General features: G+C 45.2%; 24 protein-coding genes. 9 read left to right on the forward strand and 15 right to left on the reverse strand.

Features of this window, described 5'->3' with window-relative positions:
* Nucleotides 1-9: 9 nt before the first annotated feature.
* Genes MHI37_RS21630 through MHI37_RS21640 form a run of 3 tightly spaced genes read right to left on the reverse strand, consistent with a single transcriptional unit; the run spans nt 10 to nt 5272 of the window.
* A complete protein-coding gene (locus tag MHI37_RS21630) occupies nt 10-450 on the reverse strand; it encodes a GtrA family protein (protein ID WP_076337317.1) in 441 nt (146 codons plus the stop codon).
* Nucleotides 443-1450 carry a glycosyltransferase family 2 protein gene (locus MHI37_RS21635; protein WP_076337316.1) on the reverse strand — a complete coding sequence of 336 codons (1008 nt, stop codon included), beginning with the start codon at nt 1448-1450 and terminating at the stop codon, nt 443-445. The genes MHI37_RS21630 and MHI37_RS21635 overlap by 8 nt, the downstream gene beginning before the upstream one ends.
* A gap of 15 nt (nt 1451-1465) precedes the next feature.
* Nucleotides 1466-5272 carry a phospholipid carrier-dependent glycosyltransferase gene (locus MHI37_RS21640; protein WP_083676299.1) on the reverse strand — a complete coding sequence of 1269 codons (3807 nt, stop codon included), beginning with the start codon at nt 5270-5272 and terminating at the stop codon, nt 1466-1468.
* 326 nt (nt 5273-5598) lie between these two features.
* On the opposite strand from MHI37_RS21640, the gene MHI37_RS21645 reads away from it, so the two are divergent.
* The gene (locus tag MHI37_RS21645; protein WP_076337315.1) at nt 5599-6720 is read left to right on the forward strand and encodes a glycosyltransferase family 2 protein; all 1122 of its coding nucleotides are present in this window, start codon (nt 5599-5601) and stop codon (nt 6718-6720) included.
* A gap of 172 nt (nt 6721-6892) precedes the next feature.
* Here MHI37_RS21645 and MHI37_RS21650 read toward each other — a convergent pair whose 3' ends face one another.
* Together MHI37_RS21650 and MHI37_RS21655 are read right to left on the reverse strand one after the other, a co-directional pair.
* Complete coding sequence (locus MHI37_RS21650) at nt 6893-7966, reverse strand: hypothetical protein (protein WP_076337314.1); 1074 nt, start codon at nt 7964-7966, stop codon at nt 6893-6895.
* Between the two features lie 17 nt (nt 7967-7983).
* Nucleotides 7984-9093, reverse strand: a complete 1110-nt coding sequence (locus tag MHI37_RS21655; RefSeq protein WP_076337313.1) for an NAD-dependent epimerase/dehydratase family protein — start codon at nt 9091-9093, stop codon at nt 7984-7986.
* Between the two features lie 303 nt (nt 9094-9396).
* On the opposite strand from MHI37_RS21655, the gene wecB reads away from it, so the two are divergent.
* The 3 genes from wecB (at nt 9397) to MHI37_RS21670 (ending at nt 12367) form a co-directional block, all read left to right on the forward strand.
* Entirely contained in the window at nt 9397-10524 is a 1128-nt protein-coding gene (gene wecB, locus MHI37_RS21660; RefSeq protein WP_076337312.1) for a UDP-N-acetylglucosamine 2-epimerase (non-hydrolyzing), read from the forward strand.
* Between the two features lie 66 nt (nt 10525-10590).
* On the forward strand, nt 10591-11574 hold the full coding sequence (locus MHI37_RS21665; RefSeq protein WP_076337311.1) for a UDP-N-acetylglucosamine 4,6-dehydratase family protein: 984 nt from the start codon (nt 10591-10593) through the stop codon (nt 11572-11574).
* A gap of 58 nt (nt 11575-11632) precedes the next feature.
* Entirely contained in the window at nt 11633-12367 is a 735-nt protein-coding gene (locus MHI37_RS21670; protein ID WP_076337310.1) for a glycosyltransferase, read from the forward strand.
* Nucleotides 12368-12437: 70 nt separating this feature from the next.
* Here MHI37_RS21670 and MHI37_RS21675 read toward each other — a convergent pair whose 3' ends face one another.
* The 3 genes from MHI37_RS21675 to MHI37_RS21685 all read right to left on the reverse strand — a co-directional run bounded on the left by MHI37_RS21675 (nt 12438) and on the right by MHI37_RS21685 (nt 16124).
* Nucleotides 12438-13751 (reverse strand): nucleotide sugar dehydrogenase, encoded by a 1314-nt coding sequence (locus MHI37_RS21675; protein WP_076337309.1) that lies wholly within the window; start codon nt 13749-13751, stop codon nt 12438-12440.
* Between the two features lie 88 nt (nt 13752-13839).
* Entirely contained in the window at nt 13840-15135 is a 1296-nt protein-coding gene (locus MHI37_RS21680; protein ID WP_076337308.1) for a UDP-glucose/GDP-mannose dehydrogenase family protein, read from the reverse strand.
* Complete coding sequence (locus MHI37_RS21685; protein ID WP_076337307.1) at nt 15132-16124, reverse strand: sugar phosphate nucleotidyltransferase; 993 nt, start codon at nt 16122-16124, stop codon at nt 15132-15134. The genes MHI37_RS21680 and MHI37_RS21685 overlap by 4 nt, the downstream gene beginning before the upstream one ends.
* A gap of 201 nt (nt 16125-16325) precedes the next feature.
* Between MHI37_RS21685 and MHI37_RS21690 the strand changes: the two genes are divergently transcribed.
* Genes MHI37_RS21690 through MHI37_RS21705 form a run of 4 tightly spaced genes read left to right on the forward strand, consistent with a single transcriptional unit; the run spans nt 16326 to nt 19832 of the window.
* Entirely contained in the window at nt 16326-17348 is a 1023-nt protein-coding gene (locus MHI37_RS21690) for a glycosyltransferase family 4 protein (protein WP_076337306.1), read from the forward strand.
* Nucleotides 17345-18034, forward strand: coding sequence for a glycosyltransferase family A protein (locus MHI37_RS21695; RefSeq protein WP_083676298.1), 690 nt, complete (start codon nt 17345-17347; stop codon nt 18032-18034). Before MHI37_RS21690 ends, MHI37_RS21695 begins: the two co-directional genes overlap by 4 nt.
* Nucleotides 18035-18069: 35 nt before the next feature.
* Nucleotides 18070-19056 (forward strand): glycosyltransferase, encoded by a 987-nt coding sequence (locus MHI37_RS21700; protein WP_076337305.1) that lies wholly within the window; start codon nt 18070-18072, stop codon nt 19054-19056.
* Entirely contained in the window at nt 19053-19832 is a 780-nt protein-coding gene (locus MHI37_RS21705) for a glycosyltransferase (RefSeq protein WP_076337304.1), read from the forward strand. Before MHI37_RS21700 ends, MHI37_RS21705 begins: the two co-directional genes overlap by 4 nt.
* A gap of 146 nt (nt 19833-19978) precedes the next feature.
* Here MHI37_RS21705 and MHI37_RS21710 read toward each other — a convergent pair whose 3' ends face one another.
* Together MHI37_RS21710 and MHI37_RS21715 are read right to left on the reverse strand one after the other, a co-directional pair.
* The gene (locus tag MHI37_RS21710; protein ID WP_076337303.1) at nt 19979-21097 is read right to left on the reverse strand and encodes a hypothetical protein; all 1119 of its coding nucleotides are present in this window, start codon (nt 21095-21097) and stop codon (nt 19979-19981) included.
* 689 nt (nt 21098-21786) lie between these two features.
* Complete coding sequence (locus tag MHI37_RS21715) at nt 21787-22512, reverse strand: YhcN/YlaJ family sporulation lipoprotein (RefSeq protein WP_076337302.1); 726 nt, start codon at nt 22510-22512, stop codon at nt 21787-21789.
* A gap of 161 nt (nt 22513-22673) precedes the next feature.
* On the opposite strand from MHI37_RS21715, the gene MHI37_RS21720 reads away from it, so the two are divergent.
* Nucleotides 22674-23696, forward strand: coding sequence for a ketoacyl-ACP synthase III (locus MHI37_RS21720; RefSeq protein ID WP_076337301.1), 1023 nt, complete (start codon nt 22674-22676; stop codon nt 23694-23696).
* Nucleotides 23697-23768: 72 nt separating this feature from the next.
* Here the strand turns inward: MHI37_RS21720 and MHI37_RS21725 are convergent, their stop codons facing one another.
* From MHI37_RS21725 to MHI37_RS21745, 5 genes are all read right to left on the reverse strand, one after another.
* On the reverse strand, nt 23769-23987 hold the full coding sequence (locus tag MHI37_RS21725; protein ID WP_076337300.1) for a hypothetical protein: 219 nt from the start codon (nt 23985-23987) through the stop codon (nt 23769-23771).
* A gap of 19 nt (nt 23988-24006) precedes the next feature.
* Nucleotides 24007-24315 carry a hypothetical protein gene (locus tag MHI37_RS21730; RefSeq protein WP_144023697.1) on the reverse strand — a complete coding sequence of 103 codons (309 nt, stop codon included), beginning with the start codon at nt 24313-24315 and terminating at the stop codon, nt 24007-24009.
* Between the two features lie 8 nt (nt 24316-24323).
* Nucleotides 24324-24668 (reverse strand): hypothetical protein, encoded by a 345-nt coding sequence (locus MHI37_RS21735; RefSeq protein ID WP_076337343.1) that lies wholly within the window; start codon nt 24666-24668, stop codon nt 24324-24326.
* A 27-nt stretch (nt 24669-24695) separates the two neighbouring features.
* A complete protein-coding gene (locus tag MHI37_RS21740; protein ID WP_076337298.1) occupies nt 24696-24986 on the reverse strand; it encodes a nucleoside-diphosphate sugar epimerase in 291 nt (96 codons plus the stop codon).
* A 61-nt stretch (nt 24987-25047) separates the two neighbouring features.
* Nucleotides 25048-26382 (reverse strand): glycosyltransferase, encoded by a 1335-nt coding sequence (locus tag MHI37_RS21745; protein ID WP_076337297.1) that lies wholly within the window; start codon nt 26380-26382, stop codon nt 25048-25050.
* Nucleotides 26383-26499 lie beyond the last annotated feature (117 nt).

Consider the following 26499-nt stretch of genomic DNA (forward strand, 5'->3'; position numbering starts at 1 on the left):
CGCCTTCCGCTAGCTGCTCTCTATCTGCGGCTTGTTTGCTTTAAACACCCATTTTTTACTGCCGTAAAAATTAAGCACAACGGTTACTACCGTCACGATTAGCTTGGCGAGAAGCTCATTTAAGCCCCACCACTGCGTGAGAGCTGCCAGCAGCAGCAGCGTGATGCCGAGCAATATGCCATTCCAAATGACAAACCTTACGCTCGTTTCTAGCTGCTTCGGCTTCGAAACTGCCGGCTCACCTTTGACCTTATTAAAGGTATATCGGCTATTCAGTACAAAGCTATTAAGCATTCCTGCACTATATGCGATAACTTGAGCAATTAAATAATAGGTGCCTATCCAAATTAGCAAAGAAAACATAATAAAATCAATCGCTGTGTTCAATAAACCTACTAAATTAAAAGTAATGAATTGAACAAGCAGCTTCTTGTACGACTCTTTAGGCATGCTCTTTCATCCGATCTAACTCTAATTCATTGGCAGCAGCAAGGTGTTGGCTGCCTTGCTCCTTATACCCCTGAACCTCGCGTACAATATAAAGGGGCCTATTCTTGGACTCATCGTAGATTCTTCCAATATATTCGCCAATAATGCCAAGCAGCATAAGAATGATGCCGTTGAACAGCAGATTAACGGCGACAATCGATGCCCAGCCTGTAATCGTCGTCCCCGTGAACATCCGTTGGAAAATAACGACCAATAGATAAAGGAAGCTTGTTAGAGATAAAGTAAAGCCAATATAGGTTGCAATTTTGAGCGGCTTGTAAGAGAAGGATGTAATGCCGTCGATGGCAAAAGCGATCATTTTCTTTAATGGATATTTGGTCTCGCCTGCAAATCGCTCCTCGCGCTCATATTCGACCATCGTCTGGCGAAAGCCGACCCAGCTGACCAAGCCGCGCACGAAACGGTTTTTCTCCTTCAAGCCGCGCAGCACGTCGCATACCTTCCGGTCAATTAATCGGAAGTCTCCGGTATCAACAGGAATATCAACGTTAGTCAAGCTGCGCAGCGTACGATAAAACAGCTTAGCAGTAAGCTTTTTAAATACCGTCTCGCCCTTGCGCTTTAGCCGCTTGCCGTATACAACCTCGTAGCCTTCCTTCCACTTCGCGATCATATCAAGGATAACCTCAGGCGGGTCCTGCAAATCTGCGTCTATAACGATAATTGCATCGCCCTGTGCATAATCCATTCCTGCGGAAATCGCGATTTGATGACCGAAATTTCGCGAAAAGTTAATGAGACGGACATTCGGATCAAAATCACATATCATAGCTATTAATTCAACGGTACGATCTTTACTTCCATCATTGACGAAAATAAGCTCATAAGCCTCGCCCGTATTATCCATCACCAGCTTAAGCCGCTCATACGTATGCTCAATCACTTCTTCTTCGTTGTACATCGGAACGATAACGCTGTATTTCAGTGCCAATTGGTTCATCGCTATGCTCCTTTCTTAAAATAGCCAACTTGGAAACCAGCGTAGAACATGCTCAACATACCAGCTGGATACAGTCATGCCAGAGAGTGCAGGGTAAAATAGAACAAACAATACAATCGAGCCGATCAAGAAAAGATTTCGCACGAGCTTAAAGCTCGGCCATTTCTCTTCCATTACTTTGAACATATAAACTAAGCTCAAAATAATAAACGGAACCATTGCAAAGTAATGATAAAGGAACGTAAGTCTAGAAACGAGCATCCAAGGAACGTATTGAGCAAGGAAAGCGATCCAAATGATATACATCGCTTTGTCTCTTCGCTTAATACTGATCCAAATCGTTGCCGCCATTGCAAAAATTCCAGCCCACCAAATAAGCGGATTGCCCATTGCAACAATGGTTGATTTCATGCCTGCTGCCATATTATCGCCTGAATAATACCAGACTGGCCTCTTCATAAACGGCCATTCCCACCAGGTAGAGGCAAATGGATGTGTCGATACAAGCTTGCTATGATAGCTGAACATATGCTTCTGATAATCAATTAAGCTCCTCAGCGTATAGCCTTCATCCATGACGGTCAGCACTGGAATGTTGGACAACGCATAAATAGCGATTGGAACGACGATATAAAACACGAGACAAACCGCGAGCGTAGCAATCGTATACCGAGGAAAGACGGTTACGATATGCTGCAGACTGTCTTTGCTGAACAACGAGCTTAGCTCCTTGCCCTTACGGAGAATACGTTTGGCCGCAGCATACTCACGATAACGCTCAAATAACGATAATCCGAGTATAACCGCGAGTCCCGCTCCTCCATAGAGCACAATCCACTTGGATGCAACCCCCACTCCGAAAAACAGCCCTGCCAAAAACAACGGAAGAAGCGTGACGCTCAGCTTAACCCGGTAAAAACTTAAGGAATAATATTTTTGCATGAAATAGAACATCAGCATAATGAAAAATACGCCATAAACATCAATAGTCGCTATTCTCGTCTGTGTAAAATGCATAAAATCTGCAGCGAACAAGGCTGCGGCAATTCCTGCGTACAAGCTGCTTTTAAACAGCCTTCTAGCGAGCAGATACAATAAAGGCAGCATCGCAATGCCAAATAACGTGCCCGCTATGCGCCAGCCAAATGGATTCAGTCCAAACAGCTTAATGCCGATGGCAATAATAATTTTTCCGAGCGGTGGATGTGTATTTTCATAAGCTACAATATGCTCAATATGTTCAGACGCCGTTCTCGCATGGTAAATCTCGTCAAAATAAGAGCCGTTCATATACGTCGCCTTATATTTGGCAAGCTGCTGCTCGTCGAACAACAATGAAACGCTGCCTCTCTTAGCATCCTTCGCCTGTTCATCCTGAATGCCCACAATGGAAAGCGGAGTTTCATTGCCTTGCTCATAAATCGCTATTTCGTGCATAGAGAATCCGGTCTGAACCGTCGTCAGCTTGATATAACGCGCCTGCAGCGCTGCTGGCTGACTGTTCCATCTAAATACAGCAACATGACTGCTGTCGATCTCCATGACGTTATCCCAGTCGGTACCGTTTTGACTGAATTCATATTTGTATTTGCCTGTTCCTACACCGCCAAAGCTGTTGATACGATCGAGCTGCTTTACCTCGCCTAAATCAACGAAAAAGCTTTGTCCGACCGCTGCAGGCTGCCATGCGGTTTCAGGGCCTTTCATTTCGCCTAGCTGGTAAAGTGAAACGGCAGCATAGATAAGCGTGACTGCACCCATCCACAACCAATCCTTGCGGACAAAGCGATTCGAATTTTGCTTCACACGTGACATGGCTCCGGTCTTGAAGGCGGATAATGCTTCGTGATCCTCCCTCTCGACTTCGCTTGGAAGCAGCGGCTCAACGGGTTTGATCCTTCCGCTTATATAAGTATCATATCCGATATAAAGCAAGTATAGCAGCAACCCGATATTTGCCAGTGAGCACAGCAGCACGATTCCATTAAATGGGACATTCGTCGTAATCGTGCTGTAATCGAGCACATAGGTGATGTTGATAAAGTTTGTGAGGCTGAATCCCAAAAACACAGACAGCATCCTTCTGTCTAACGATTGCAGGAATGCCAGCACTGCGAGCAGAAGAATAGGGAACAAGTAACGCTCATGCATTTTGGTCACGCCGATATATACGACCGCAATCAGAACCATAGCGATAAAATACACCCGGCTCGACGCCGCAGCATCACGCTTTCTCAGTGCGAAGAAAGCAGCCAAAGCGACAGCAGCAGCTATAAAAATCATGCCCCATGTCTGAAATGAGAATAAAAGCCAAGTGTCCGTAATCGGCTTCCAATTATCATTGGTAAGCGTATAAAGGTTGAACGCATTTAAAGTAGCATACGGATAAGACGACAGGGTTCCTTTATAGAGCTGAAAAAGGCCCGATAACCCGCCATTTTCCCAGAAGAACGGAAGCGCGAGCACAATAAACGTTGCAAAGCCGTATATGGCGCTAATGGCAACTTTCTTCCATTCCTTCCGGCAAATAAACCAAAGCAGCAGCACGGGCATGAATATAAACGCTTGCGGCTTTATAAGCGCTGCAATTGCGTACCACACCGAAGCGCGCTCAATCTTATTCTGTGCAAGGCCGTGAATGGACAGCACGAGTGCAAGCGCGAAAATCGAATCAACCTGCCCCCATACCGCCGAATCCACAATTACTGCTGGATTGAATAAGTACAGCAAAGCCAGTCCTAGCGATACCGAATATCCTGCTGTTTTTTTGCCCGCCTGCACGATAAAATAAGCAGCGGCAAGATCCGCCAATATGGCTGGCAGCTTAAACAGCAGCAGCGCAGCGTTTGAGGCACCGTCTAATGAGAGAAAGTCCTTGATCAAACCGAGAATATATAGAATATAAATATAGCCTGGCGGGTAATCTACAAACATCTCCGAATGGTAAAAGGCGCCAAGCCCCTGCTTTGCAGCCTGATCGGCCCATGCCATAAACAATGCAATATCGTTGACATAACCTTTATTCGTAACTGCCAGCCATAGCCGCAGCGCCAGTGCGGCGGCAAATACGATGGCAAGAATTAACCCCTGCGAATGCGTCTTCTCGTCCAGCCAGCTCCTTTGCCGCAGAAGCTTCTTATAAATCACAGCAAACAGCAGGCTGAACAGTCCAGCGATTAGAAGCAGCGGCAAGACAGGCACAACTGCAGCATCAGGATCGGCAGCTTGTCCGGTTTCTGTTGCAACAAGGCTGAATACCTCCATCCCTCCAGGGGCCTTCGATACTTTCTCCACGCTGACATCATCGAAATAGGCCTTCCCGGTGTTGATGCTTCCATAACCACCGAGACTTGCGCCGAAAGTAATGCTCTTCTGATCCTTTCCTGACTTTGCATAAAAGTGGACATACGCCCATTTGCCGTTCGTGTCCTTGATTTCGGGATATGCAACAGCCACGCCGTCTACGAAAAAGTGAGCACCGGTCGCATCTGCGCCGATTTGTTCGGTTTTAATATAACCTGACAGCTTATAGGTTGTTTTCGGCTTGACCTTGATGGTCTGGGTCCAACGCGAATGGTTCGCTTCCTTATTTTCCAGAACGGCCGAATACGTGCCCGTGTGGGCTTCTGAGCTCGATATCGTGTATGAGGTGATGTGCTCTTCTTTCAAATAAGCGTCTTGCTGCCATTGCGCCGGGGCATTGTCAGCAACTTGTTCAAACCCTGCGTTAACGAGCAGATTGCTCGCCGCTTGCAGGGAAGCTGGCCAAAGAAGAGTCAGCAGAAGGATGGTTATCATAGCGCGACTAAACTTATTTATCATCGTTCTTTTACTCACCTCGAATTAAGTTTAGTTAGGGCTCATTGGAACATCGGTCAAACGCTTCAAACGCCTATCTTTTCTGGATTATTCAACCATAATGACATATTAACTTTAAAGGATAATACCCGCATGGTCAATGATAATAACGAAAAACGCGCCTCTCTAGTTGCATGTCTATCTCATACTCTACTATCTGCTCCCGCAGCCGTATTCTAATGAAAATCTATGCCCATTTCCATATTCCTACTAGGATGGTGCCGTGGCTGAACACGAACCTCGGAATACAATGAAATGGGTAACTAGATATAAGGGAGTGATGTTCCGCAATGGCAGATGTAGGTATAGTTATGCCTGTGTATACACAAGACAGCAGGTTGTTTAGGAGAGCGATACGATCCATTCTGAATCAAAGATACAGAAATTTTAAATTGCTTATCGTAATTGACGGCGTTACGCCTAACGTTCTCCAAATTGCTAGATTCTACGCTCGCAGGGATAAGCGGGTTCGAGTCATTCCAAGGAAAGAAAACCAAGGCACCGCGACCGCCCTGAACGTTGGTTTTGAAATTTTGCAAAGCATGCCGAGAATCAAATATTTAACATGGGTTTCAAGTGATAATTACTATTATCGCAATTTTGTCGGCGTTCTGCGGAATAAGCTCAAATATTCCCCTCCGAATGTCGGACTCGCTTATGGAAGCTTCGGCTTAATCAGGGGCGGAAGAAGACTAGATACGACGAAAACCTGGTTGATCTGGCAGGACCAGCCAAAAGAAAGACTCGTCGATTTCTATTTCATCGGCTACTCTTTCATGTACAAAAAAGAATATTCAATGCAAATCGCAGGCTGGCAGTATACGCCTGTTGAGGACTATGACTACTTCCTGCGCCTTACCGAAATTTGCGATATGGTTTATGTTCCAAAGATTCTCATGGATTTCATGCTTACAACGCCACACAGCAATTCGGTGCAGATCGAGAACAACATCGAAAAGAAACGCAACCGCCGCTACATCATGTACCATGTTATGCACCAAGCACGCTTACGGAGAAATATTAGTCCGCTCGTGACGGTTATCATGTATGGATCGGAAGGTTCGGCATCATTCACGCAAATTCTTGAAACGCTATATGAATCGAATATTTCAAACTACAAAGTATTGCTATTTGACGTAACCCCCGACCAATCTATCATTCCTATTATTGCGGATAACCCCGACTCCCGCACCAAATATTTCTGGATACCAAACGGAACGAGGGAGCAGGTCATCGCAGAAGGATTGAAGCAGGCCGATACCCCGTATTTCATGCTCTACCGCACAGAGGAGCCGCTGCCGGACATCTATCATCTCGATAAAATGCTCTACAGCATCCCCATCGCAAATTATGATCCGTCATCGCCCCAGTTTCTACAGCTGTATCATACCGGCTCAATTGTCCCGACATGAGACCCGCTCAACAATCCAACCGAACAAATGCTTGAAAATTCAGCCGAACAGGATACCGACTCCTGCTCGGCTGATTAGCGTTTCCTTCCGTATCCTTTCTTCATTTGTTTGCAAGCAAATAGACTGATCCAAGCAAGGTCCGCAACCTGCAGAATCAGTCTTTTTGCTTGCATTAAACCGACATATACGATGGAAACGGAACTGGTGCCGGGGCACCAAGGAAATCTTCCAAAATCCTTTGCTTCATATACGGATCGTAGATGATATCCCCAAACAATGAATAATAACCTGCATTGTTCGTCCAAACGTCCTGAGCGGCATTGTTTTGTACTTCCTGTGCAAAGAAAAACGCCGTATTCGCGTCATGCCCGTGATTGATATAGGCCGGATATGGCATGATTTCATGCTCAAGCTGAATAGCTCCTGTCCATACCCCCGTTTCCGACGGCTGAAATATATTATGCCTCACACCTTTGATATAATCGCTGACTTTATAGATCAGACAGTTAAAGGAGCTTGAGAAATTGAAATATTTGGCCAATATATTCGATACTGAGTTGTAAATATACCCATTCTGGCAGATTAGAACCTTCGTCTCCCGTCTCGGCCGGTAATTATACAGCATATCGATATATGCCTTGTGATACATGTCATCACTGTAAAGATGAAGCTCATACCAGTACTTATAGCCTTCTAGCTGCCTGATAACCTCAGCTTCGTATTCACTGCTTGAAATAAATCGGATGTTAGAGGGGAGTGCAGGATAGCCTAGAAGCGCATTCTCAATATAAAACCTCGAGCTGTCATGATAGACGATATAAGCAAGATAATGTGGATTGGTTTGATTCAGCAGGCTCTTTAACGTGAAATTCATAAAGATTTCGACTCTCTTATTAATCCAAGCTTCCGTGAACTGAGTGTTAGCCTCGGGCAAAGTGAGCGCTGAGACAGAGGTCGGCAACGTTTCCCTTACGTTTAGATTATTAAAAGGGATATAGACGATCAAGCGGGTATTTCCTTCATGCAGCTGTTCTTCCCGGCTTGCCGGAACCGATCTCCTCTTTATGGACGTTCTTTTTCTATTCCCTTTTTTTCTATTCCATTTTTTTCTAAGCTTTAGCGCCCTTGGCTTCGTTGCTCTCCTTTTCAAGCCCACGCTCTTCGCTTTCTTCTTTATGGTCCCTCGACGAATTGCCGTCTTCTTTCTTTTGGCCATAACTTTACGTTTTACCGTCCTTTTTTTCATAAACTCTCCGCTCCTTTTTATACCTTGCTCCCGTACGTATCAGGCTTGTTTCCGTCAAATATTTCATTTGCCCAGAACAACACAATCAATTCACCGTCTGTAACGTTTTCGATCGCATGAGTGTAACCAGGCGGAATATCCAAAATCATTATTTTTTCGTCTGACAGCGTGTAGGAAAAGGAATCCTGTTCGAATATATGTCTGAACTTCACCACTGCCTTCCCTTTAATGACGCAAAACTTCTCAACCTTTGTATTGTGATAATGATGCCCTCTCTCCACTCCTTTTACTGTTGTCGACACAAAAAGCTGTCCGGCGTAGGGAGATTTAACGGTTTCGAACAAGCTTCCTCTATGATCATGAAAGGTTTGGAGAGCATAGGCGAAATCGGAGCGGTCCAAATAGGACAAATAAGTGGAGTATAAATACTTCGTAAACGGATCCGACAAATTGGGAAGGATTGAATGCGTGCGTATCGCTTTAAAATCATAGATTTGGTCAGCCAAAGCCTTTAACGTGACAGAAAAGGTAGTTTCTATATTGCAATACACATCCTCAGTCGGTTCATCCTGTGCGAGCAAAGCCATGAACCGCTCTATGACGTGATCGATATAAGCAAGCTCAACCTGCTGATCGGGATTCGAGATGCTGATCTCTAAGTCTCTGGATATATGATGACAAAAAGTAGCGACAACGGAGTTGTATTCCGGTTTGCACCATTTGCCGAACAAATTCGGAAGCCTGCATATATGAATGGCTGTCGAAGTCTCTTTCGCATATTGAATCAGTAAATCCTCAGCTTCCTTTTTGCTTCTCCCATAAGGATTGTCGGCTGCTGCATGGATGGTCGATGCAAATATGATCCTTGGCCTGTTGGTCATTGCGTTCAATCCATCTATGATTCGCTGCATCAGTTCAACATTGCCACGGTAATCCTCCGGCCGCTCAGGCCGATTAATACCCGCCAAATGATAAATGACATCCGCCTTTGACAATTGCTGCTGAAGCTCCTCGCTGCTTGTGCTTCTGCTGCACGATAGCACAGCCGCATCCGGCAGCTGTAATAATCCTTCTATCAGATTTTTGCCAATAAACCCATTAGAGCCTGTAACCAGAATATTTCTCATAACGTTCCCCTCTCCGACATGTTCAACTCGAAAAATCCTCTGTCTAGTATATGTTCGTTACCACGCAATGCGAGTCTATTTTCAAAATAAGGCTGATATCTTCTAGTCTATGAACTAAATCTCTCTCAAGTTGGTTGAATGACCGACGCGGCTAGCAGTCCGGTCGAATACAATAGAGTAATGTTCGCAGAAGCCATAGACGTGCAGTCGCTCTATAGGAGGTGAGTTCTAATGTAAGGATCTAGAAGATGCACTTGGCTAGGAGGAGTTTTAGACTAATATTTTACCCGGAGGCGGTAGTCGGTGAACAAATTGAAAGTAATGACGATCCTTGGCACGAGGCCGGAGATCATCCGTTTGGCGTCGGTCATCAAAGCCTGCGATCTATACTTTGATCATGTCTTTGTGCATACGGGCCAAAACTGGGATCCCCAGCTCAATGACGTTTTCTTCGAAGATCTGCAGCTTAGAAAACCCGATTATTATTTGAACGTAGTCGGCAAAAATCTAGGAGAAACAATCGGCAACGTTATTTCACACTCCTACGATTTGATGGTACAGGTACGACCGGATGCCGTGCTGCTGTTAGGCGATACAAATAGTGCGCTGAGCGCGATTTCCGCCAAAAGATTGAAAGTTCCGATCTATCATATGGAAGCGGGCAATCGCTGCTTCGATCAGAATGTTCCGGAGGAAACAAACCGCCGGATTGTCGATCACATCAGTGATGTGAACTTACCTTATACGGAGCATAGCAGAAGGTATTTACTCGCAGAGGGCGTTCGCAAGGAACATATTTTTGTGACAGGCTCCCCGCTCCCCGAAGTATTCGCTCAATTCAAGCATGAAGTGGACAACAGAGATATTTTATCCCAGCTCGGCTTGGAGCAGCAGAAATATATCGTGCTCAGCGCGCACCGTGAGGAAAATTTGGATATTGATGAGCGTTTTACCTCCCTGATTGAAGGCATTAACTACGTTGCCGAGAATCTTCAGCTTCCCGTCATCTATTCCGCCCATCCTAGATCGCTCAAAAAACTGCAGGATAAGCAATTGCAGCTCCATCCCCTCGTTCGTATTCACCAGCCGTTTGGTTTCCTAGATTACAACCACCTGCAGCAGCATGCCTACTGTGTTCTCTCCGACAGCGGAACGTTAAGCGAAGAATCTGCCATTCTCAATTTCCCCGGCGTATTAATTCGAACCAGTACGGAGAGGCCGGAGGTGCTGGATAAAGGGACCGTCGTTATTGGAGGCGTATCCGGTCATGATATTTTGGAATCCATTCGACTCGCGGTTGGCATTTACTCCAGTAACACTCACGTAAACCCATTGGTTCCAGATTATCAGGATACGAATGTTTCCATTAAGGTTGTCAAAATTATTCAGAGCTATACCAAAATCGTTAATAGAGTCATCTGGAATAAGTAGAAGCAAGTAAAAGAAGAGCGATCATGCAGCACGAAGCCAGGCATAAGTATCTGAGGAGGGTGACACATGTTTACAAATAAAACGGTATTAATTACGGGCGGTACCGGCTCGTGGGGACAAGAGCTGACTAGAAACCTATTGGGATCTGATCCGAAGGAAATTCGTATCTTCTCCCGCAATGAATTTACGCAGGTCGATCTCAAAAGAAAATTCAACAACCCGAAGCTTAATTTCATTATCGGTGACGTACGCGATTATGATGCTGTCTATGAAGCATGCCAAAACGTAGATTACGTCTTCCATCTTGCCGCCCTGAAGCATGTGCCGATTTGCGAATTCCAGCCTTACGAAGCGCTCAAAACAAATGTGCTTGGCACCCAGAACATTATCCGCGCAAGTATCGCGCAGGGCGTCGAGAAGGTAATCGATGTCTCGACCGACAAAGCGGTAGATCCTATCAACTTCTATGGAATGACCAAAGCAATCGGCGAGAAAATCATTATTAAAGCCAATGATTTAAGCGAGAAAACACGCTTTGTTTGTATACGCGGCGGCAATGTGCTCGGAACGAACGGCAGCGTTGTTCCTTTATTCAAACAGCAAATCATCGACGGTCAAGAGCTTACGCTTACCGATATCGACATGACACGTTTCTTTCTGACCGTGCCTGAAGCCATTCAACTGCTGCTGAAGGCTACTGCGGTAGCCGTTGGGGGCGAAACCTTTGTTATGAAGATGCCGGCATGCAAAATCATCGATCTTATTCAGGTATTAAAAAATGTTTTCGGAGGATCAAACTTGCCGATCAAGGACATCGGAATTCGACCAGGCGAGAAGCTGCACGAGGTATTAATCTCGCAATCCGAATCGCCTTACTCCTATAAGTATGATGAGCAATATTATGTCATCCTCCCTTCGCATCCAACGGAGCAGCTCTATAATCAATACAACCATCTGCCGAAAGTAACCTTCCCGTACTTCCAGTCCGACCAAGACCTAATGTCCTATGACGAGATTGAGACCTTGTTAAGAAAAGGGAAATTCATTTAATACGATTAGAAATGAGGGGAAAGCAAACTTTAACGAACAAACCTAGGTGGTGTGCTTGGTGAAAACGAACAAGAAGAAAAGGAAGGCTGCGACCGATATTGGCGTTTCGATTATTACTTGCACGAACAAGCTGCCGTATATGTACAATATATTCAACAATTACGGCAGGCAAATCGTGGAGAACAAAGAGCTGATCATTATTTTGAACAATGATCAGCTCAGCTTGGCTGATTGGCAGGAGCGCTCTGCTATCTATCCCAATATTTCCGTCTACCAGCTGCCCGAGTCTGCAAGTCTAGGCGAGTGCTTGAATTTCGCTGCTGAACGGAGCCGGTTCAATGTGCTGGCTAAATTCGATGACGATGATTTTTACTCACGCTATTATGTTAGCTCAGCGATTCATGCGCTGCACACGACAAAAGCGGATATTATCGGAAAAAGTGCGTATCACACTTATTTGGAAGAGGACCGGGCTTTATCCCTTCGATTTCCCAATAGAGAAAACACGTATACGAAACAAATTGCCGGAGCAACACTGCTGTTTCGCAAAAAAGTATTCCAAAGGGTGCGTTTCCAACCTATTTCCCTTGGCGAGGACGTTGCTTTTCTAAGAGATTGCCGTTTATCGAATTTCAAAATTTTCACAACAAACCGTTACAATTATGTTTGCAACCGCAGAGCGGATCCAAATCTTCACACCTGGAAGCCTGCAAAGGAATATTTCCTTAGTACCGGCATCCTCATTGCTCAGACTGACGATTATCGCAAATTCGTTGTCCAAGAATCCCTCTAATGTGTGTGTACAAAAACAAGGATGGCCGCGGCCATCCTTGTTTTTGCGTCAAATCCATCCAACCGCTGTGTCAGCTCCAGCCTCCGCCGAACCGCACGACCTTGGCTTTGCCTTCCGCCCCGCCAGTCACATTGCGAGTGTCATAAATAAACGAAGCATGCTCAAGCAGCATCTGCAGCGGCAGGCTCGAATGATCCGTCGCAATCACGACACAATCCAGCCCGCTTAGTACAGCTTCATCCAGTTCCACGCTCATGAGCTTCTCGCCTCCGACTTGTATGGAAGGGACATAAGGATCATGATACATCACGCATTCCGCCTCGAGCTGAAGCATATGAATAAGCTCGATCGAGGCTGATTCCCTATGGTCGGCAATATCCCGCTTATAAGCAGCTCCATAAACCAAGATTCGCGCGCTAGACAACAGCTTTGGCGCCAAATGCAATTTCAACTGCTGCGTAATGTACATCGGCATGATGCGGTTGACTGTGTTTGAAATTTGAATGAAATCCGATTTGATGCCATATTGCTTGATTTTCCATGCCAGATACGAAGGATCAACCGGGATGCAATGGCCGCCGACCCCAGGACCGGGATAAAATGCCTTAAAGCCAAACGGCTTCGTATTGGCTGCTTCAATGATTTCCCACAAATTCAATTCCAACACATCGCATATCATTGCCAGCTCATTAATAAAGGATATATTGACAAGACGATATGAATTTTCCAGCAGCTTTGTCATTTCAGCGGCATCCGTTGAAGAAACGCTATGCACTTGATTGAATACGCCGCTGTACAGCTCAACAATCCTGCTCAAGCAGCTCGGCGTAATGCCGCTGACCACCTTCGGAATTTGTGCGACTCGGTAATCCGTGTTGCCTGGGTCGACCCGCTCCGGCGAATAGGCTAAATTGACGTCTTCGCCGATCTTCCAATCAAAAGCGCTTAATAGAGGGAGCAGCACCTCACGCGTCGTTCCCGGATACGTCGAGCTTTCCAAAACAACAAGCTGTCCCTTTCTTAGCCGGCAGCCGATTTCCCTAGCCGCCTGCGTAAGAAAGCTTAGATCCGGCGTCCCGTAAGCAGTAAGCGGAGTCGGGACGCAAATCATAACCGCTTCGGCCGACCCCAGCTCGCTGTACTGATCCGATGGAACGAAACGCTTTGAAGCTATCGCTGCTTGAATCTCATCGTCCTGCACCTCTAGAATATAGCTTTTCCCTATGCTAAGCTTGTCGATCTTCTGCTTATCCGAATCAATGCCAAGGACATGAAAACCTCTCTCGGCAAACAGCAGCGCTAACGGAAGACCCACATAACCAAGCCCTACAATAGCTACCGTTCGCTGCTCGCTTGGAGACCAAATGCCTGCTTCCATACTCATACTCTATGTTCTCGCCTTCTTTCTATTTGCAATAGTCAACTGAAATAGTATATGAAAGCGTCATAGGAAATGATTGGACAAATTGCGGCTAATCGTTGCTGCCAATGCTCTGATAATAGTAACCCATCGCCTGCATGTCCTGCGCATTCAGGATGTTCCTGCCGTCGAATACATTGCCATGCGACATCACATGCTTCATCTGGGCCCAATCAATTCCCCGAATGATTGGCCATTCCGTGCAAAGAAAAACCGCATCTGCTTCATGCAACGCCTCCTCCACCTCCAGGCATACCGCTACGGATTCATATTTCGCATCGTTCGGAAGGATCGCAATAGGGTCGTACAGCCTCAATTGGGCTCGTTCATTTAAGAGACTCTCGATGATGCGAAGAGCAGGAGCTTCCCTTATATCATCCGTATCCGGCTTAAACGCCAAGCCTAAAATCGCTATTTTTTTACCCGAAAAGCTTCCGAGCCGCGCTCTGGCCTTGTCCGTCAAATAACTATGCTGCGTTTGGTTGACCTTCACGACCTTCTCCAGCACGCTCAGCTCGATGTTGTTCTGCCTTGCCGTCAGGATTAAAGCAGATACATCCTTCGGAAAGCATGATCCCCCATAACCGATTCCTGCTTGCAAGAAGCTTGAGCCAATACGCGGATCCAAGCCAATTCCTCCTGCTACATCCTTCACGTTGACGTTTAGCTCATCGCAAAGCCTAGCGAGCTCGTTGATATAGGATATTTTGGTAGCTAGAAACGCATTTGAAGCATATTTAATAAGCTCTGCCGTTCGAGGAGTCGTGATCACAAAGGGACATTTCGCAGAATGGTAAAGCGACTTGAGCAGATTCGTCGCTCGCTTGCTCTCTGATCCAATGACAATACGATCCGGATTCAATGCATCTGTCACTGCTTTTCCTTCACGGAGAAATTCCGGGTTAGACGCTACGTCGAAGGGGTAGAAATGCTCCTGCGCAGCCTCAATCCAGCATTTGACCAGCTCCTGCGTCCCGACTGGAACCGTGCTTTTGGTTACGACCAGCTTGTAGCCATTCATTTTCTGGCCGATCTCCGAGGCGACCTGCTTAACGAAGAGAAGATCGGCGCTGCCGTCCGGCAGCGACGGCGTTCCAACGCAGATAAAGATGACATCGCTCTCTTGAATGGCCCTGTCTTTGTCCGTTGTAAATCTGATTTGGCCCGTTTGGATATGCTTCTTCAATAAATCCTCCAAGCCCGGCTCATGGAAATGCAGCAGACCCTGTCTAAGCTGTCTGATTTTGTGAACGTCTGTATCAAGCCCCGTCACCTTCCAGCCAAGCTCGGCAAACACCATAGCCGTCGTTGAACCGACATAGCCGGTCCCGATCACTAATATTTTCATTCGTTTCCCCCTTCTTTCTGTGCCTGTAATCCCGTCATAACAGATTGGCGCCCAATCACCGTATCTTTCAGCGGGTAAGGAATATGCTTCAAATGAACGCCGCTTAGCAGAATGCTGTTTTCTATACGGCAATCCTCAATATTCGAATCTGCACCAATCGACACATACGGTCCGATCACGCAGTTTTTAAGGACGCAGCCTTGATTGATGGACACTGGAGCTACGATCGTACAGTTCTCTACAACAACGGATTTATGAATGGCTCCCTGAGGCGGGAGTACCCCCAGCATTTGACGATTCGCCTCCAGCCAACGCCCCACCGTTCCGACATCCATATTGAGCTGCTCGGTCACATGGTAGGTTACCTGCTTGCCATGCTCAATCAACCATTGAATCGCATCGGTAATCTCATATTCCCCTCTAGGTGATGGCTTAATATGATCCACAGCTTCGAATATGGTACTGTCAAAAGCATAAGCGCCCAGAACCGCAAACTTGGACTTCGGTGCCTTCGGCTTCTCTTCCAGCTGCACGATGCGTCCCTCCATCACTTCTGCAATGCCATAATCCCGAGGATTCGCAACCTCTGCAAGCAATAAGGAGCCCTGACTGCCTCTTTCCTCCACATCGAGCTTCAGCTCTGTCAGGCTTTGGGAAATTAAATTGTCTCCCAGCAGAAGCAGAAAGGCTTCCTCTCCGACAAACGTCTGAGCTTGCCTGACCGCGTCTGAGATGCCTCTCGCTTCATATTGGTAAATATATGTGATCGCGACTCCCCAAGCTTCTCCATGACCAACCTGCTCGCGAATGAAGCCTTCCTGCCACGGATGGATAACGACTCCGATTTCCACAATGGCAAGCTCAGTCAGTTTCTCGATGCAAGCTTGCAGAATAGAAATGTTGGCTACAGGAATAAGTGTTTTTGGAAAATTTAAAGTGATCGGATACAATCTCGTCCCTTTACCCGCACATAGGATAAGTCCTTTCAATTCGCATCTCCCCTAAAAAATCAGTTTCTATTAATCTATTAAATTGCTGCAAGATTGGTGTGGGCCGAGCTGCTCATGCGAGAGTGAATACAGCGGAACTTTCTTCGCCCAACTAATGAAAGCGCCGTGTCGCCTTCTGAAAACCGCTCATATCCTATCAAGAAATGCCCATAGATACTAACCTAAGGGAGCTGTGTGAAATTGAAGATTGCTCAAATCTCAACAAATACTCTACCTGTTCCCCCAAAAGATTACGGCGGCACGCAGCGTGACGTTCATTATCTAACTGAGGAATTGGTTCGCCGCGGACACGAGGTCATCTTGTTCGCCAAGGAAGGCTCTTCATCGCAAGCTACCCAGACCTTTGTATATCCTTCCAACAATCCGAAAAAACAACTCGATTTCATCATTAAAAACCTGCCGGATGATGTCGATTTCATTCATGATCATTACGGTATTGCAGCAAAGGCCAATCCACCTATTCCGACGATAAGGAACTCCCATTCCAAAGGAGTGCGCGGTGTACAAATTCCGGTCTATGTAAGCAAAACGATATTGAGAAAATACGGAAAAAACAAAGGCTATTATGTGTATAACGGCATTCGAGTCGAGGACTATATTTTTCAAAAAAAGAAAAGCAACTATCTTCTCTTCATGGGTCGGATGATGGAGCAAAAGGGCGTTCATCTCGCTATCAAAATCGCCAAAAAAACCGGAAAAGAGCTCATCATTGCTGGTCCGGTTAACGATAGGAAATATTTTAATTCAAAGGTTAAGCCTCATTTAAATAAACGCATTCGATATGTAGGGAGCGTGGGCGGCAAAAAGAAGCAGGAGCTGCTGTCGGGAGCGAGCTGCGTGCTTTTTACCTCGACCTGGGATGAACCTTTCGGACTCGTTCTCATTGAAGCTTTAGCAAGCGGAACTCCCGTGCTTGGCTTCAGGAAAGGAGCGGTTCCCGAGGTTCTTAAGGGCTTGCCGCAGCTGCTGTGTTCTAACACAAGAGATATGATTTCGAAAATTAGACACGCTAAACGGTTTCCCTCTGCCTATAAATGCAGGCGGTATGTGAGGGAGAATTTCTCAGACAGCGTCATGACCGACAATTTCCTAAAGCTCTATAAAAAAATCATCAAAGAAAAAAAATACAAGCTGATCAAAAAATCAACCTGGAATAAGCGTAAAGCAAAAATAGTTAAAATGCAGGAGGAGATACATCCATGATAACCATTATTGCCTGTACAATGAGAACCTCGTTTATGGACAATGTATTCGCCAATTACGACCGGCAGCTTTGGAAGGATAAAGAGATGATCATCGTGCTCAACAAAAATAATATGGATATTAAAGCATGGAAAGAAAGAGCGAGAAAATATCCTAAAGGTGAAGTCCGCGTATTTAAGCTCCCGCAAAAATACAAGCTCGGAAAATGTCTGAACTATGCAATAGCACGAGCAAAGGAAGGCATCATAACTAAGTTCGACGATGATGATTATTATGGGCCAAAATATTTAAGAGAATCTGCCCGAGCGCTTAAAAGAGGGAAAGCCAAAATTATCGGCAAGCATACCTCTTACCTTTATTTCGAAGGAAAGAAGGCGCTCATGGTATTTCGCAGAGGCGGAGAGTGGAAATACCGGAGATCGGTCAAGGGGGGAACGCTTCTCTTTAGAAAGTCTGTGTGGAGGAAAGTGAAATTTCCGGAAAATAAGAAAGTAGGCACTGATTCCAGCTGGACCGGTAGATGTCGAAGAAGAGGCTATAAAATATATTCTGTATCCAAAAAACATTATGTTTGTGTCAGACGTAAAAACACGAGCTCCCATACGCAAAAAAAGAGCACAAGACGGTATATGTCCCACTGCAAGCTAGTTCGATATACGCGTAAATTTCGACGGTACGTTTCATAATTGAATTCTTTTATGATAAGGGGAGCTGAGCGACTTTGAGGATTGCTCAAATTTCAAACAATACGATAACCGTTCCTCCTAAAGATTACGGCGGCACACAGCGCGAGGTCTATTATTTAACCGAAGAATTGCTCAGACGCGGGCATAAGGTTTTTTTATTTGCTAAAAAAGGATCGACTGCCCGTTCTACCAAAACCTTTGAATATCCCACTGACAACGCAAAAGAGCAGCTAGCATTTATCAAAAAAAAACTTCCAAGACGTATCGATTTCATTCACGACCATCACGGCATTGTCGCAAATGCGAATCCGCCAATCCCAACGATCCGTAGCTCTCATTCAAAGGGAGTTAAGGACGTACAGCTCCCCGTTTATGTAAGTAAAACAATATTAAAAAAATATGGTGAAAACAAGGGCTTTTACGTGCATAACGGTATTAGATTAAAGGATTATAAATTCAGAAAAAAGAAAAAAAACTATCTTCTTTTTTTAGGCCGGATCATGAAAGAAAAGGGTGTTCATCTCGCGATTAAGGTTGCTAAAAAAACAAATAGCAACCTTATCCTCGCTGGCCCGGTTCATGACAAAAAATATTTCAAGTCTAAAATTAAGCCGCATTTGAATAAGCGTATTCAATTTGTAGGTCCAGTTGGCGGCACCAAGAAGCAGAAACTGCTGTCTGAGGCGAGCTGCGTGCTGTTTACCTCCACTTGGGATGAGCCGTTTGGACTAGTCCTTATTGAAGCGCTGGCAAGTGGAACGCCTGTACTTGGCTTCAAGAAAGGCGGTGCCGTACCGGAGGTTCTGAGCGGACTGCCAGTGCTTATCTGCAAAAATACAAAGAATATGATCTCAAAAGTAAAGCATCAGAAAAAGTTCCCCTCTGCCAACAGATGCAGACGCTACGTTAAAGCTAATTTTTCAGACCGTGTCATGACCAGTAAATTTCTCAAGCTATACAAAAAAATTATAAAAAAAAACAAATATAAGCTCTTAAAAAACACGAGCTGGTACGACCTATGATAAACCTCGCAGTTGAAGGTGTAACGATAATTACGGCGACCATCCGAGCAGATTTTATTAAAAATATTTTTCAGAACTATGATCGCCAAACCTGGATGAAAAAAGAGCTTATCATCATCGTTAACCGAAATCATATTCACTTACATCCCTACAAGCAGAAGGCAGAGCAGTACCCAAATGTGTACGTGTACCGCGTGGATCAGGACAAAAATTTAGGAGAATGCTTGAATTATGGAACCTCCATCGCCAGCTACAATTATATAGCGAAGCTTGACGATGATGATTATTACTCCCCTTATTATATCGAGGAAGCCATGCAGCTGTTTTTAAACACAAACGCAGAGATCGTGGGCAAGCGCTCCTGCTATTTCTATTTCCCACATCTCTCCAAGCTGCTGCTTCGCAAAACCTCTGTACCCTTCAACAGCCGTTGCAGGAAAATAGCTGGAGCTACGATTATGTTTCACAAAAACGTTTTTAAAGAGGTTCAGTTCTCCACGAAGCTGCGTCAAGGAACTGATGTCCGTTTTGTTCAGGGTTGTATAAAAAAAGGATTTCGTGTATTTACGACTTCCCCTTATAATTTCGTCGCATTTCGTAGAGAAAACCGGTTGTCCCATACGTGGAAGGTGAGAGATAAAGATTTATTATTAAGTAAAAGGGCTATCGTGATTCATACCGATGACTTTAAAAAGTATGTTGACAAACCGTTGAAACGACAAATCCATCCGGATCTAAAAAAATCTAGCTTACGTGCAGACACCTACTCCGATTAAGATAGGTGTCTGTTTTTTTGCGAATCGACCATTTTTACCTATTCGACTTTTTTCAAATATAGGAAAGTATAAGTTTCACATTTATACTCCGCCTATATTTCTCAGAATGAAACGCGCCGCGCCGCCAATGGACGGCGACAGTCGTTTCACCTTGATTTATGACGAGTCCGCTTGCTCTTCCTCCCGGAGATTCTTCTTCTTTTGGCGGGAGCTGCTCTGAACGGCTTTGGCTGAGTCTTGTTTATGCGAGGATAGCTAGAAGGAGTATCTTCTGTCTCACTTGAATCGTCTGGATTAAAAAATGTGTTGGATAGTAAAAATGGATTGTCTAAGTTCGGATTCTCGTAGTAGCAGCGACGAAACAGCCCTTTCGTCTGATTAGACACAACTTCTCCGCTGGCAAATAAGCTATAGCTCCAAGCTGCACCATCATTTACACTTGGGAGTTCCTTGCTGTATTTCCGAAATAAGGATTGATACAGCTCAGCATTCTCTATTTCTATCCAAGCAGCCGCTTCCAAAAAGTCGCCTGACAGCCGCAAAGCTCGCAGCGGCAAGCCATCAATACAATAACCGCTGTGTGGCGTCAGCGTAATATTCCAGCGCTCCATGAGGTTTTCAGCAGTTACAAAATAACCTGGATGACGCAAAGAGTAGACATCATCAAACAACGTATGGGAGTGATCAAGCCAGTCTTGATCTGCGAATTGCTTGCTGCTCTCGTCATAGCAGCAGCTATTTTCACAAATTCTGCACCACCACCGTAGAAACTGCTCCGTGCTCGAATGTCTTTTGAAGGCCATAAACCCTGAGTGATAAATTCCGCTTTGTCGAAGACTGAGCAGTCTATCCATATCCAGCGCTTCTGGATCAATGATTTGCCCAATCAATATAATCGGATGCTTCTCCGAGATTGCAATAAGCTCCTCCAAAGGAGAGATAATCAGCGTTTCCGCATCCATATACAAAATAAGATTATCATCTATATATTTACTATACATATACTTCACTAATAACGACTTGCAAGCTTGAGCTGCTTCTTGGACTGTATATTGGAAAAAAAATTTTTGCATATCAGCAAAAGCGCCGGTATCTTGCATCAAAATAACTTCATCAAAATAAGGACAATGAAACGCTTCGCTTGGCATGGATGCCTCCATGACGCCGCAAACAACCTTGCTGCTTGGCATATGCTGCTTTACCGATTGAGCCATTCGAATGGCCACTGGCAAATCTCTGGCACTCGCAACAGTACCTATTATCATACTGCTTCTCACCTGCCATCCTCTCGTAGTCGATTGTCTTTCATGATAGTTAGACCAGCTCCTCTCTTATCATATTCTATGATTGCCCCGCTTCATAAGGAACGCTAGTATTTGTCTAGATTTCGTTTACTATAATAAGTTAAACTAGAAATCTACGTTTGGGCGCTGCGCGAGAAGATCATTCTTACGATCGCTGTTGCAGCTAGATTCTTTGATTTCCTAAGACATTTAAAGGTAAGAATCCACCTGCAAAGACGAACACTTCGTTTCTCCAAAACGATCTTCTCGCTTCGCTAAATCTTCATTTTTTAAGTTAAACTTATAGGTTAGACTCCAATGCGCAGCCATCCTTACTGCGTACGACCGAGATTTGCTCTATCATGCACTAGTCTCCGCTAGATTAAGGAGAAGTGCCTACACTGCACTAAGCACAATGAAAACCTCACATGAGAGCTGTTTCAGACGGCTACATTGTACGATTGCACTAGAATGAGCTCCAAACCTACGAATATCGCCCTAGAATAGGCATTCTATTGCACAAACTATAGTGTACGTACCCTAGTTAGGCGAGTAACGGCGATTACGTTGTATAAACTGCAACGTAGCTTCATCGACAAGAATAGAAAAAGAGCCCAAGTATATTTTTCCTTAGGCTCAAGTTATCTGGTTATTGATAAATACGTTAGACATTAATCATAAATCATTCTTTTGTCCTTAATGCTTCTGCCCTTCATACTATCCTCCCCAGGCTTTGCAGGAAAGATTCGTTCTGTCATCGCATTAAACTCCGCAATAAAGCCTTGAATCGGATGTCCAAGCTTTACATCATTCATATAAGCGTTCATCCGTCCAACAAAATCAGGATTAGCAGAAACGTAAACATGCTCAACACCAGGCTTTAAACGCCTCACCTCATTAACAATTTCATCCTTCATTTTTTCGGTCAGCATGAGATGGCCTGTTGACAGACTGCTCATGCGCCTGCTAGCCTCAACGCCTTTTTTGCCCATATAACCGCTGTTCGTTCTACTCATTAGCTTAGCATCCATTTGCGGCTCATTCTCATCCAGTGATACGGCAACGTAAGCATTATGATCAGTTAGCATAACGTAGGCTAACTTTACGGATGGCAAATCCGTAATTCCTTTTGAAATGCTCTCACTCATCTCCATCCGATAATTTTTATGTGAACCAATAATATTATTGCTGTTCAGCCTGCGTCCATTAATTCGGTTCTGTTCATTCATCTGATCATCTGCGAACCGTTTATTCAATAATACATTGCCATTTGCATCGTATCTTATGCTGTTTGACCGGATGTCTTTATTCCCAAGCTCACCGTGTTTTTCCATGCAGCCTGCCAGCAATGTGCTTAGCAACACACCTGCAGACAAAGCTACGATTTGTTTGCGCATATATCCATCCTCCAACTAAATATAATTAGGCCTCGGACCTTTATGTATCGTTTGCTTTTTCTACATTTGCTATTCATTCGATTGACAAAGAAGATCGATTGAAGTAAATTAGTAACAGATACTAGTACTTGGTACTAATTTCGAAAGGAAGTGTGCTGCTTATGAATGAAAGAAAAATTGCTGCTGTACATTCGAATGCCGTCATTACCGCTATCGGTACTTACGTACCTGAACGAATATTAACCAATTCCGATCTAGAGAAGCTTGTAGATACCAACGATGAATGGATCATGCAGCGTACAGGCATCAAGGAGCGTCATATCGCTGCGGATAATCAATTTACGAGTCAGCTTTGCTTTGCTGCGATCCATAATATGATCGAACGATACAACGTACAAGTGACTGATGTCGACTACATTATTGTGGCTACCTCCACGCCGGATTGTATCATTCCGAGTGTATCATCGCAGGTACAGGCGCATTTTAACATCACGAGCACCGGAGCTATAGATATACAAGCTGCATGTGCAGGCTTTGCCGCTGGCATTCAGCTGGCGAACGGGCTGCTGCTATCTGGCGCATATCACAAAATTTTGGTTATCGGCGCTGAGACATTATCTAAAATTACCGATTATTCAGATCGCACATCCTGTATTTTGTTTGGGGACGGCGCTGGTGCATTACTCATCGAAGCGTCGGTAGACGGACAGGGTGATATTAAAGCCGTGTATTCGAACACCGATGGTGCACGCGGACACCATCTATATTGCAGCAGCTTAGCTTCCGCAATTGGCGAGCATGATATTCAGACGAATGGCTTTATTGTACAAAATGGTCGAGAAGTTTATCGCTGGGCAGTAAGTCATGTAGCTGAGGGTGTGCTGCAGCTCTTGGAGGGGAGCGGGTTAACGCCTGACGATATCGACTGGTTTATTCCGCACAGTGCAAATATGCGCATTATTGAATCGCTATGCGAGAAAACTGGTTTTTCACTAGCACAGACATTATCCAGTATCAGGAAATACGGAAATACCTCAGCAGCTTCTATCCCGCTTGCTATTGATGAAGCCGTCCAAGCCGGTACCGTTAAGCAAGGGCAGCTCATGCTTCTGTATGGGTTTGGCGGAGGGCTGACTCAAGCTGGAGTCATTCTCCGCTGGTCGCTTCCCACACAACGACAATAAGCCCTATATCTAATCGCTCAGGCTCCCCTGACAGACGATAAAAGATATAAGACTTAAAATTGCACTGGCAGCTTAAGGCCGTTTTTCATATGCTGCATGATGACCATCCTCAAACCCTTTGGCAAATCCATGATTATAACCGTCATTAAAGATTTTGCCGAGCTCGGCTCGTTCATTTTCTTTTTGAGCAAGGCGCTTCCTATGCACCGGCTTTCGGCGCTGAAGCGTCTTTTTGCCTGCTGTCGCTCTTCGCTTCGCGCCTTTGCGTGTTCCTCTCGTCGTTTCATGCATGCTGGAGGATGCTTTTCTTTTATCGTTTGCCAGCTTCTCCCCCTCCTCCACTTCTTTTAATGGCAGATAACGGAAGCGCTGGCTGAAGCCATGGCTTTGCTGGGACTCCAACTCGCTTCACTCGTCTGCGCCATTGAAGAATGGTGACTGATTCTGCAATCTCCTCCTTCATGTCTGTAAGTGACCTTACATTATCAAGCAGCAGCTTAGCACCCTCAGGTGAACAATCGACGATATCAGCAACACTCTCGAGCATCCGCGCCAACGCCTGCTGGCTTCTTGCTAGAGCCGCGAGAAAGGATACTCTTGCCTCTTTTTCAGTCAGCATATTTTCCATCAGTTTTTGTTGCCGAAGGGGATGCCTTGGCCAAACGAGGATAGTCCATTTCCAAAGTCCTCCGATTCCTCTTGATCCTTCTGAAGCACTGCCTTCAAGGTCGACACGATGCCTTGATTCAGCTTGGAGATACTATCAATAACCTCAATCACTTGATCATGCATCTGCAGCGACTGCTCCACTTGTGCTTGCTGCGTATTAAAGGCATGACTATTCAAATGATTGCAAATCCAGCCCTTCATTTTCTCCGCTTCAGCCGCTTTAGCTTCCAGCATAGCAGCTATATTCCATTGCATGTTCGCTGCTGAGCTGAGCATTCGCATATATGCTTGTTCGCGATTCATCGCAATCAAAGCCTCCCTGTCAGTCAATCATTCTTCCTCATCAGCTTCCTTAAGCTCACGAATAACAAAGGTAAGCTGTGAAGCCATTATTTCTTGAAAATCAGCGATACTATTTAAATAAGCAACAATATTTTGCCCTACCGCCTGTGTATTTTCCAAAAGTCCGGACATTCCTCCAAAGCTCGGGTGCTCATCTGGAAGCGCTAATACGATTTCAGATAGCCGTACTGTCACATGACGCTCTGCTTCCAATATTCTTGCCATTTGCTCATTGGCATGAGACATATGCTGTATAATTTCCGTTATCGTATTCTGCATGGCACCCTCCCTTTACTTCTATAGCATATGCGCCCCCGGCAGGGATGGTACTCGAAAGAGGCTACAAGGATTGGAGAAGCTTAATCGGTGAAACAATAGGCAGTCCGTCAGGTATGCCACTTAGCTCCTTCGCTGACAAAGCAGTCGGTATACGTTCATGCAACCCCCAGCTTTCAGCAGCATGCCTGCCGATCAGTGGACGTTTTCTACCAACTTCAAAGTAATAGCGTTCCCCCTTGGAGCCTATGCCTAGCCCTCCATCTACCGAGGCCGGCCTCTCCATGCTGCTCAACGAACTCAAGCTAGCTTGCAAGGTCTCTGCGGAAATTGTCTCTCCAATTGGCCAGCGCCATAGATTCAGCTGTGATAAAGAGACGACAGGCAGCTCCCAAGGCCCCTCTATTGGTCTTCTGACACCTTCTTCTATCCAATAAATCGTAGCGGCTAATCCCTTTACAGCTACTGCCTGCGGATAAAATGCTGCTTCACCGAGCTGATGGATTTTCTCCCGCGATTCGTCCTTGCTCACCCGGTTCACTTTCGCTATTGCATCTAAATCGAATAATGCATCATTTTCCGTATGCCATTTACTCGCAAAATAGCTTTTGGAACTGGGCAGTTCCGCTCCAGCGAAGATTGGACCTGAAGCATGTACGTACGAATCTCTCGCACAAGCTAGAGAATAGCCTTGCAATCTTACCCTCAGGCTATAATCCTCTGTACTTAATGCTGCCTCCTGACAGCCTTCATCCATAAACCCTGCGCTTTCAAGCAGCTCTCGACGAAATAAGAGGCAGCCGTAAGACAACTGCTCTGCTTCGTACCATTTGGAAGATTCATTTTTATTATTTTCTCTCGCAAATTCATGCATTTGCTGATGATTGCTAAAACCGTTTGAAATCGGACCTGCCATTCCAATGCTCGTCTTGCTATACAAGCATAACAGCAAATTTTCGAGCCAATTTTTCGTAGGCAACATTTGACTGCTGAGCAATAAAATCGTCGTTCCCTTGGCCATCATCAGTCCTCTATTTACTGCGCCGATTTCACCTAATGACTTGTCTAAAATACAATATCGCACTTGTCCGTCCAATTGCTTTAAGTACTGCTCTGTGCCATCGATCGAGTTATTATCAATGACGATAATTTCATAGGAAAGATCTGTTTGATCCATAATACCTTGAATGCAAGCTTTTAACGACTGCAGCTGGTTTTCACTTGGGATGATAATGCTCGTTCCCTCAAAATGCGCATCATAGCTTTCCATACCCGCTTGTAAGCCCTGCTTATAGCCTTCACTTACACCTTTCTTGTATCTGTCTAATCGCATTTCTGCATTTTTGCGCAAGTCAGTATTGCTTTTGAGACGTTGGACAGGTCTTTTTTTGCGTCCCATCAGAAATCTCTCCATTCTGTCAGGTGATCGTGCTTTTCAACATCATAGTTTATGTCAGGCAGCTTTATATGTAACGGCGAGCGTACCGCTTAATAAGAATGGCTTTTAAAAAGGTTA

This window comes from Paenibacillus sp. FSL H8-0548 (assembly GCF_038630985.1).
Lineage (GTDB): Bacteria > Bacillota > Bacilli > Paenibacillales > Paenibacillaceae > Pristimantibacillus.